Genomic DNA, 7,959 nt, shown 5'->3' on the forward strand with positions numbered 1-7,959 from the left:
CGACGCCGCGCAGCGGGCGTTCTTCGAGGCCGCGCTCGGCCGCGCGCCGGCGCCCAATCCGGTGGTCGCGGCCCAGGCTCAGGCCGTGGCGCCCGCGGCCGTCCAACGGATCCCCGATCCGGAGGCGCCCGCGCCGACCCGCATCCTGCGCCCAGGCTCGCTGCTCGACATCAGGGTCTGAGACCCAACGATCACGGCGCGTCATTCCCGGCTTGTCCCGAGGATGAGGTCAGTGAGGAAAGGGCGCCCTACTCGGGCCAGAGGTCGTGGACGTCGCCTTTGCGGTTCAGCATCCGCACTGCACGCTTGACGATCGCCAGCAGCCGTTCGCGCCGCGCATCCTGATCGTAGGTCAGCGCGCCGCGCGCCAGGCCCTCCAGCAGGAAGCGCCCGAGGTCGCGGCTGGCCTGGAATCGCGCACCGCCGCCGGCTTGGGCCAGGGCCAGGAAGCGCTCGCCCACCTGGGCGCGGTCGAAAGCGTTCTGCGCCGCCGACAGCCGCTCGCGCAGCATCGGGTCGGTGCGCGCCGCAGATTCGAGTTCGGCGAAGGCCACGAACGGCGCGGTGTGCAGCAGCGCCCAGTAGGCGTCGATCGCCTGCTCAGTGGCGTCGCCGCCCGGCGAGGCGGGCTTGGAAGCGGCTTCCTCGAACAGTCGCGCGCGTTCGACTTCGATGTGTGCGACGGCGGCCTGAACCAGCTCCTCGCGTCCGGCGAAGTGATAGAGCATCGCCCCACGCGTCAGCTTCGCCGCATCGGCGATCAGGCCATTGGTCGCGGCGTGGTACCCCACCTCCGCGAACAGCTTCATCGCTGCATCGAGAATGCGTGTTCGTGTACGCCGGGATTTCGGCGTTTGCTTGGGGGAATAGGTTCTGGCGTCCATCGTATGACAACGAGCGATCGGGGAGGATCGCCCCAACCTCTACAGCCCTCCCCTGCGACACGCTAGCGCAGAGCTGCCGTTTCACGAAAGCGACGCATAATCAGCTTAACCCGTAGGCAGATTAGGGCTTTAGAGGCGAGGCATGCCCGATTTCGGATTACAGCGTTATCGGAGCGTGTTCATTTCCGACGTCCACCTCGGCACGCGTGGTTGCCAGGCGGAGCTTCTGCTGGACTTCATCCGCCTCACCGAGTTCGACCGCCTCTATCTGGTCGGAGACATTGTCGACGGTTGGAAGATGAAGCGCGGCTGGTTCTGGCCGCAGAGCCACAACGATGTGGTGCAGAAGATCCTGCGCCTCGCCCGGCGCGGCGTCGAAGTGATCTACATCCCTGGCAACCACGACGATCAGGTGCGTGACTTTTGCGGCATCCACTTTGGCGGCGTGGTAGTGGCGCGCGACACGATCCACCAGACCGCCGACGGCCGCCGGTTCCTGGTCACCCATGGCGACGAGTTCGATGGCGTGGTCCGCTACGCGCCGTGGCTGGCGCATCTGGGGGACGCGGCCTACTGCGCCCTGCTGGCCGCCAACACCACCTTCAACCGCCTGCGCCGGCGCCTCGGCCTCGGCTACTGGAGCCTGTCGGCCTACCTGAAGGGCCGGGTGAAGAATGCGCTGCAGTTCATCGATGGCTTCGAGACCGCGCTCGCCGACGAGGCGCGACGCCGTGGCGTCGACGGGGTGATCTGCGGCCACATCCACAAGGCCGAGATGCGGATGATCGACGGCGTGCTCTATGTGAACGACGGCGACTGGGTGGAGAGCTGCACCGCGCTGGTCGAGCACGACGACGGGCGGCTGGAGATCCTCGACTGGGCCAAGGCGCGGCCCCTCGCCGCAGTCCACGCCGCGCGCGGCCTGGCGAACGCCGAGCCGGAGCCGGCCCTCGCCTGAGGCTGCGTTGACAGCCTGCTCGAATTGAAGGCAGTTCCCCTGCCATGATCACGCCGATGCCCGCGACCCTGCGCGATCGCCAGAAGGCCGCGACCCGAGAACAGATCCTGCGGGCCGTGGCGCGCCTGATCGAGGCAGGCCCGCTCGAGGACCTGAGCTACGCCGAGGTCGCCAAGGCGGCCGGCGTCGGCGAGCGCACCGTCTATCGCCACTTCCCCACCAAGGAGGCGCTGCTGGGCGCCTTCTGGGCCTGGCTGCAGACCCAGGCGGCCCAGGCGGACGCGCCGCCCGTGCGGCCCAGGCCCGCGCGCCTGCGCGACGCGATCACCGCGCCACGGGACGCCCAGCGCCCGATGCGCATCCTGCTGGCCACCGACGCCTGGGAGCCGCAGGTCAACGGCGTCGTGCGCACCCTGACCCGCGTCGTCCAGGAACTGCGCGAGATGGGCCACACCGTCGAGGTGGTCAGCCCCGACCAGTTCAAGACCTTTCCGCTGCCCACCTATCCGGAGATCAAGGTGGCGCTGGGCGCCTATGAGCCGGTGCAGGAACGCTTCAAGGCCTTTGAGCCCGAGGCTGTGCACATCGCCACTGAAGGGCCCATCGGCCTCGCCGCGCGGCGCATCTGCGTGGAATGGAAGCTACCGTTCACCACCAGCTACCACACCCGCTTCCCGGAATACGTGTCCGCCCGCCTGCCGCTGCCGCTGGCCGCCGGCTACGCCTACATGAAATGGTTCCACAAGCCGTCGGGCCGCTTGATGGTCGCCACGCCGACCATGCGCGACGAGCTCTCGCGCCACGGATTCCGCAACATCTCCGCCTGGTCGCGCGGCGTCGACACCAACAGCTTCCACCCGCGCGCCGAGCATGAGCCGGACATCTTCGAGGGCCTCAAGCGGCCGGTATTCCTCTATGTCGGCCGCGTCGCGGTGGAGAAGAACATCGAGGCCTTCCTCGGCCTCAAACTGCCTGGAACCAAGGTGGTGGTCGGCGACGGCCCGCAGCGCGAGGACCTGATCGTCGAGCATCCGGACGCGAAGTTCGTCGGCGCCAAATTCGGGGACGAACTGGCCGCCCACTTCGCCTGCGCCGATGTGTTCGTCTTCCCGTCGCTCACCGACACCTTCGGCCTAGTGATCCTCGAGGCGATGGCCGCTGGAACGCCGGTGGCGGCCTATCCGGCGCCCGGCCCGATCGACCTGATCCCCAACTCCGGCGCCGGCGTTCTGGCCCACAGCGCCACCGAGGGCCTGCGCGAGGCCTGTCTGGACGCACTGAAGCTGGATCGTTCGGTGGTCCGCGCCTTCGCCGAGACCTTCTCGTGGCGCGCCTGCGCCGAGGATTTCCTGCGCAACCTCCAGCCCTATCCGGAGCCGGAGAAGACCCGGTTCTGGCGACGCCTGCGCCGCCTCGCCCGCGTCCGCCGCCGGCCCTCGGTCGCCTGAGCGCTGACGCCCCGGGGCGGCGCAACGAAAAAGCCGCCGCGGGGCGAACCGCGGCGGCTTCGTCAGATCAGACCGCAATCGACGTCAGGACGTCGGGCGGGCCATCGGCGCGAGCTTGGCCACGGCCTGCTTCTGGGCATCGTGCTGGCTCTGGGGTAGCGGGATCAAGCCCCGCGACTGCAGATAGCCCCCACGCCCGGTCGCTGCGTCCGAAACTAGCTCTTGCATGAACTCCGGCAGCCCCTTGGTGACGCCGACATGGGCCTTCTTCACGTAGATGTAGAGCGAGCGCGACAGCGGGTAGGAGCCGTCGGAGATCGCGCCTGCCGTCGGCGCCACGCCGTTGACCGACGCGCCCTTCACCTTGTCCATATTCTCCTCGAGGAAGGAGTAGCCGAACACGCCCAGCGCGCCCGGCGTCTTGGTCAGGGTCTGGACGATGGCGTTGTCGTTTTCGCCTGCGTCGATCCAGCCGTTTTTACGCAGAGGATCGACCATTTCCTTGAACTTCTTCTCGTTGTTCGAGCGCAGTTCATCGACTGTCGGGAACTTGCGCGCACCCGCTTCGATTCCCAGTTCCAGGAAAGCGTCTCGGGTGCCCGACGTCGGCGGCGGGCCGTAAACCTGGATACGGTTGCCGGGCAGGCCCGAACCGACTTCATCCCAGGTGGTGTAGGGGTTGGGCACGAACTTGCCGCCGCGCAGGACGTTGGCGGCGAGGCCCAGGTAAAGGTGCTCGAGCTTGAAGTTGTAGCTCGGGCCTTCCTTGTCGGTGGCCACGACGATGCCATCAAAGCCGATCTTGATCTGCACGATGTCTTTCACGCCCTTGGCGGCGCATTGGTCGAACTCGGACTTCTTCATCGGCCGCGAGGCGTTGGCGATGTCCGGGAAGGCGTCGCCGACGCCGCTGCAGAACAGCTTGATGCCGCCGCCGGTGCCCAGGCTCTCGACCTTGGGAGCCTTCGAGCCGGTCTTCTTGGCGTAGTTCTCCGCCACCCTCGTCACGAACGGGAAGACAGTGGACGATCCCGCCGCCCACACGTAGTCGCGGGCGGCTTGCGCCCCGGTGGCCGGCAGGAGCAGGGCCGCGGCAGCGGCGCATCCCATCAGTTGCTTGATCATGAGGTTCTCCTCGAAACGGTCGGCCTTGCCCCTAAGGCAGAGCCGCCTGGGGTTTAGCTAGAAGTCGAACTGCGCGCGAAACTGCAGGGTCTCGACGTCCACGTCAGCGCCGACAGCCGGATTGTCGTTCTCGGACTTCGTATAGTTCGCCATGAAGCGGACGTAGGGGTGCGGATACCAGTTCGCGCCCAGCGTCCAGGCTGAATACTCGCCTGCCGTGGTTGGGGCGCCGGTGATTTTCGTCAGATCGACGTTGTCGTAGCGAGCGGCCAGTTCCACCGCGCCGAACCCCCCGCTGGTCATCGGGTTGAGGATGCGGGTCCGCCCAAGTTCACCCTTTTTGACGTCCAGGTTTCGCATCTCGCCGGTCACGAACCAGGAGCCGGCCACATAGAAGGTGCGGAAGTCCTGATTAAGGCCTGCCAGCCGGTCTACATCCACGTTCGCCCACTCGGCCTGGACCGAGAATGGACCTTGGATGAACAAGCCCTCCAGACCGATCATGCGGTCCGAGACGCCGACCGCGCCGCTAGAGGTGTAGCGGGCGCCGTAATTGGTATTATTGCGGACCTGGTAGTTGAAGTTGGCTTGGTCCTGGCGATCGCGATAACGCGCCCAGGCGCCCAAGTGCAGTTTGGTGGCGTCGCCGTTGATCGGAACCCACGTTACGCGCGCGTTCGCACCGAAGGTCTCGCTGCCGCCGGTCGGCCCTTGCGCCGGGTCCGCTGCGTTGACCGAGTCTCCAGACACCGCCGCCATCGCCGTCCACGTCTCGCCGTTTAGCTTCACAGCGACGTTCATCACACGGCCGACGTCCAGCGCGTCATTGAAGGGTCCGCGCTCCATGAAAGTGATGTAGCGCGAGGACGAGATGTTCTCGAACGACACGGTCTTAAAATTGCCGACCATTATCGAGGTAGTGTCGTTGGGCTTATATTCGAGGATCAGGTCCTCCCACTGCGTAGTGCCTCCAGCGCTAGAAACCGACGCTTCGGCTTTGTAGGCCCAGTTCGCATTCCACGTGCCCTCCACGCCCAGGCGTGCAGTGCGAACGCGCGACACATTGGCAGTCAGATCTGCGCCCGTTTGGCGATCGACCTCCTGGTGGATGGCATCCATATAGACCCGGCCGCGCACCTTGAACGTGACGGTGTCGTTGGTCCATTGCGGCGCGCCCTTCCAGGCGACCGTGGTGTCCTGCGCATGCGCGCTCGCGCCGAGGCCAAGCGCCAGGATTACGCCTGCGCCGGCCCCGCCGAACAGCGAGGTCTTGATATTCATTTTTGAAGTCCTTTGCCTATCCCCGTACCCATTCAGGGTAGGGGCGGCTTAACGACGTCCCGTGACGGTCCGCGTAAGGTTTCGCGACAAACCGGCTGCGGTTTTCTGACAGTCGATCCGTCTACGGACGATCGTTCAGATCAGGCGGCTGCGCATGGCCTGCGACAGGAGATCGATCAGCGAGACCGCCACGATGATCACGATGATGATCGTCGACAGCTCCTGATAGGCGAAGGCGTTCAGCGACTCGAACAGCACCTGGCCGATGCCGCCGGCGCCGATCAGCCCCAGCACGGTCGCGGCGCGCGAGTTGGATTCGAACCGATACAGCGCATAGGACGCCCACAGCGGCGCCACCTGCGGGATCACCGCCCACACCACCTCCTGCAGCGGCGCGGCCCCCGTGGCGCGGACGCCTTCCACCGGTCCGCGGTCGATCGCCTCGACGGCCTCGGAGAACAGCTTGGCCAGCACGCCGCCGGTGTTGATCGCCAGCGCCAGGACGCCTGCGAACGGCCCCAGTCCCACGGCGACGATAAAGAAGGTGCCGATCACCAGATCGGGGATCGAGCGCAGCAGGTTCATCAGCAATCGCATCGGCTGTTGCAGCCAGGGCGGCGAGATGTTGCGTGAGCAGACCAGGCCGAACGGGATCGCCAGCAAAACCGCCAGACCCGTGCCCCACATGGCGATCTGCACGGTCAGCCACATCTGCGAGACGTAGAGTCCGATGTTAGTGAAGTCCGGCCGGAGCAGCTCGGCCCCGTACTGCCGCATGTTCTCGGAGTTGGAGAACAGCCGGCCGAGGTTGGACATCTCCACCGGCTTGAAGCTGATCACCAGCAGCACGATCACCGCGCCCCAGACCAGCATGTCCGGCGCGCGCTGCGCCAGGCTGCGGCTGGGCGGGGGCGGTATCCCCCCGGAAAGCGGCGTGGGCGTGCTCATCTACAGGTCTGGATTGACCGCGCGGCGCTGTGCGGCTTTGGCGCGGATGTCGTCGAAGGCCTTCTGCGCCGTGGCCACTCGGCCGGCATCGCCGCTGCGCTTGGCGTCAGCCAGCGCCTCCCCGGCCTCCATCTCGCGGATCGGGTCTAGGTAACTGTCGTCGGCGGCGCGGAAGCCGCCGTAGGCGAGGCCCTTCAGCACCTCGCGCTGCTTGTCGGCCACCGGTCCGTCGCCCGTCCCGTAGGTCAGGAAAAACTGCCGCAGCTTCTCGCGGATCGCCGGGTCCAGGTCTTTGCGCGCCAGGATCGAGGATTCAGGCAAAGGCGGCGAACGCCAGATGGTCTCGATCTTGTCGGCGATCGCCGGATTCTCCCGCGCCGCGAACACCAGGCCGACACTGTTGTTCGTGGCGACGTCCAGCACGCCGTTGGCCACGGAGAACACGTTCGCCTGGTGGCTCGCCGAGCGTACGGACTTGAAGCAGGCCGCGACGTCGATGCCTCGCGGCGTGAACAGGTAGGTCTTGGGCGCCAGCGTGCCCGAGGTCGACTTCGCGTCTCCCAGGCCGAAGGTCAGCGTCTTGTCGCACTTCAGGACGCGATCGAGGGTGATGCCGCTGCCCTTCTTCACGATCAGCACGGATTCGTAGGAATCCACGCCGCCGGAATCGACCACCCGACCCAGCACCTGGGCGTCAGCCCGGCGCACCGCCTCCAGCGCCGGCAGCGCTGAGAACCAGCCCACCTGCACCTGGTTGAAGCGCATCGCCTCGATCAGCGAGGTGTAGTTGGTGGCGAAGAACGGCTTCACCTTGATGCCGATGCTGGCGGACATGTCGTCGATCAGCGGCTGCCACAGCGGCTGCATCGACGACTGGTTCTCCGCCGACAGGATCGAGAAGGTCAGCTCCTTCGGGGTCTCGCCCTTGGTCTCGGACGGTTTTGGCGAACAGCCCGCCACGGCCAGCAGGGCCAGGGCCAGGACGGCCGTCAGGCGCAGGTTCATTGCGGCGCTCCTTCCCAGAAGACGTCTTCGAATTCCGGACCGTAGATATCGACCAGCCGGTCGCGGTCGAGGCCGCTGGGCGGACCGTCATAGACTACCAGACCCGCCTTCAGCGCCACCACCCGGCGGCAGTATCGCAGCGCGTAGTCCACCTGGTGCAGGGTGACCACCACCGTCAGGCCGTCGTCACGGTTCAGTTCGCTCAAGGTCTCCATCACTCGGCGCGCCGAGACCGGATCCAGCGAGGCCACGGGCTCGTCCGCCAGGACCACCTCCGCGCGCTGCACCAGGGCGCGGGCGATCGCCGCAC

At 66.7% G+C, this 7,959-nt stretch carries 8 protein-coding genes and 2 pseudogenes; 4 read left to right on the forward strand and 6 right to left on the reverse strand.

The genetic code is table 11. The annotated features are described in order from the left end of the window. Positions 1 to 181 (forward strand): hypothetical protein (locus Q8M88_RS03780; protein WP_371132622.1); only part of this gene is annotated, 181 nt, incomplete at its 5' end. A gap of 67 nt (positions 182 to 248) precedes the next feature. Here the strand turns inward: Q8M88_RS03780 and Q8M88_RS03785 are convergent. After that, on the reverse strand, positions 249 to 884 hold the full coding sequence (locus Q8M88_RS03785; protein WP_305594917.1) for a TetR/AcrR family transcriptional regulator: 636 nt from the start codon (positions 882 to 884) through the stop codon (positions 249 to 251). 142 nt (positions 885 to 1,026) lie between these two features. On the opposite strand from Q8M88_RS03785, the gene Q8M88_RS03790 reads away from it, so the two are divergent. From Q8M88_RS03790 to Q8M88_RS03800, 3 genes and pseudogenes are all read left to right on the forward strand, one after another. Then, positions 1,027 to 1,842, forward strand: coding sequence for a UDP-2,3-diacylglucosamine diphosphatase (locus Q8M88_RS03790; RefSeq protein WP_371132623.1), 816 nt, complete (start codon positions 1,027 to 1,029; stop codon positions 1,840 to 1,842). A 56-nt stretch (positions 1,843 to 1,898) separates the two neighbouring features. After that, a pseudogene (locus Q8M88_RS03795) lies at positions 1,899 to 2,072 on the forward strand (TetR/AcrR family transcriptional regulator); the annotation flags it as partial. Positions 2,073 to 2,195: 123 nt separating this feature from the next. Then, positions 2,196 to 3,290: a glycosyltransferase family 1 protein gene (locus Q8M88_RS03800; protein WP_305594921.1), complete on the forward strand. Its 1,095-nt coding sequence runs from the start codon at positions 2,196 to 2,198 to the stop codon at positions 3,288 to 3,290. 84 nt (positions 3,291 to 3,374) lie between these two features. Here the strand turns inward: Q8M88_RS03800 and Q8M88_RS03805 are convergent, their stop codons facing one another. From Q8M88_RS03805 to Q8M88_RS03825, 5 genes and pseudogenes are all read right to left on the reverse strand, one after another. Continuing rightward, on the reverse strand, positions 3,375 to 4,412 hold the full coding sequence (locus Q8M88_RS03805; protein WP_305594922.1) for a substrate-binding domain-containing protein: 1,038 nt from the start codon (positions 4,410 to 4,412) through the stop codon (positions 3,375 to 3,377). Between the two features lie 60 nt (positions 4,413 to 4,472). Beyond that, the gene (locus Q8M88_RS03810; RefSeq protein ID WP_305594918.1) at positions 4,473 to 5,696 is read right to left on the reverse strand and encodes an OprO/OprP family phosphate-selective porin; all 1,224 of its coding nucleotides are present in this window, start codon (positions 5,694 to 5,696) and stop codon (positions 4,473 to 4,475) included. A 135-nt stretch (positions 5,697 to 5,831) separates the two neighbouring features. Then, entirely contained in the window at positions 5,832 to 6,644 is an 813-nt protein-coding gene (gene phnE / locus Q8M88_RS03815) for a phosphonate ABC transporter, permease protein PhnE (RefSeq protein WP_305594919.1), read from the reverse strand. Further along, positions 6,645 to 7,649, reverse strand: coding sequence for a phosphate/phosphite/phosphonate ABC transporter substrate-binding protein (phnD, locus tag Q8M88_RS03820; RefSeq protein WP_305594920.1), 1,005 nt, complete (start codon positions 7,647 to 7,649; stop codon positions 6,645 to 6,647). Beyond that, positions 7,646 to 7,959, reverse strand: a pseudogene (locus Q8M88_RS03825) (phosphonate ABC transporter ATP-binding protein); the annotation flags it as partial. The pseudogene Q8M88_RS03825 and the gene phnD, both read right to left, overlap by 4 nt.

This window comes from Phenylobacterium sp., from assembly GCF_030693805.1.
GTDB lineage: Bacteria > Pseudomonadota > Alphaproteobacteria > Caulobacterales > Caulobacteraceae > Phenylobacterium.

Bases quoted from the DNA above. Each gene is read 5' to 3' on its own strand.
- Q8M88_RS03790 (WP_371132623.1), top strand. From the start codon at position 1,027: ATGCCCGATTTCGGATTACAGCGTTATCGGAGCGTGTTCATTTCCGAC.
- Q8M88_RS03800 (WP_305594921.1), top strand. From the start codon at position 2,196: ATGCGCATCCTGCTGGCCACCGACGCCTGGGAGCCGCAGGTCAACGGC.
- Q8M88_RS03810 (WP_305594918.1), bottom strand. From the start codon at position 5,696: ATGAATATCAAGACCTCGCTGTTCGGCGGGGCCGGCGCAGGCGTAATC.
- phnE (WP_305594919.1), bottom strand. From the start codon at position 6,644: ATGAGCACGCCCACGCCGCTTTCCGGGGGGATACCGCCCCCGCCCAGC.
- Q8M88_RS03785 (WP_305594917.1), bottom strand. From the start codon at position 884: ATGGACGCCAGAACCTATTCCCCCAAGCAAACGCCGAAATCCCGGCGT.
- phnD (WP_305594920.1), bottom strand. From the start codon at position 7,649: ATGAACCTGCGCCTGACGGCCGTCCTGGCCCTGGCCCTGCTGGCCGTG.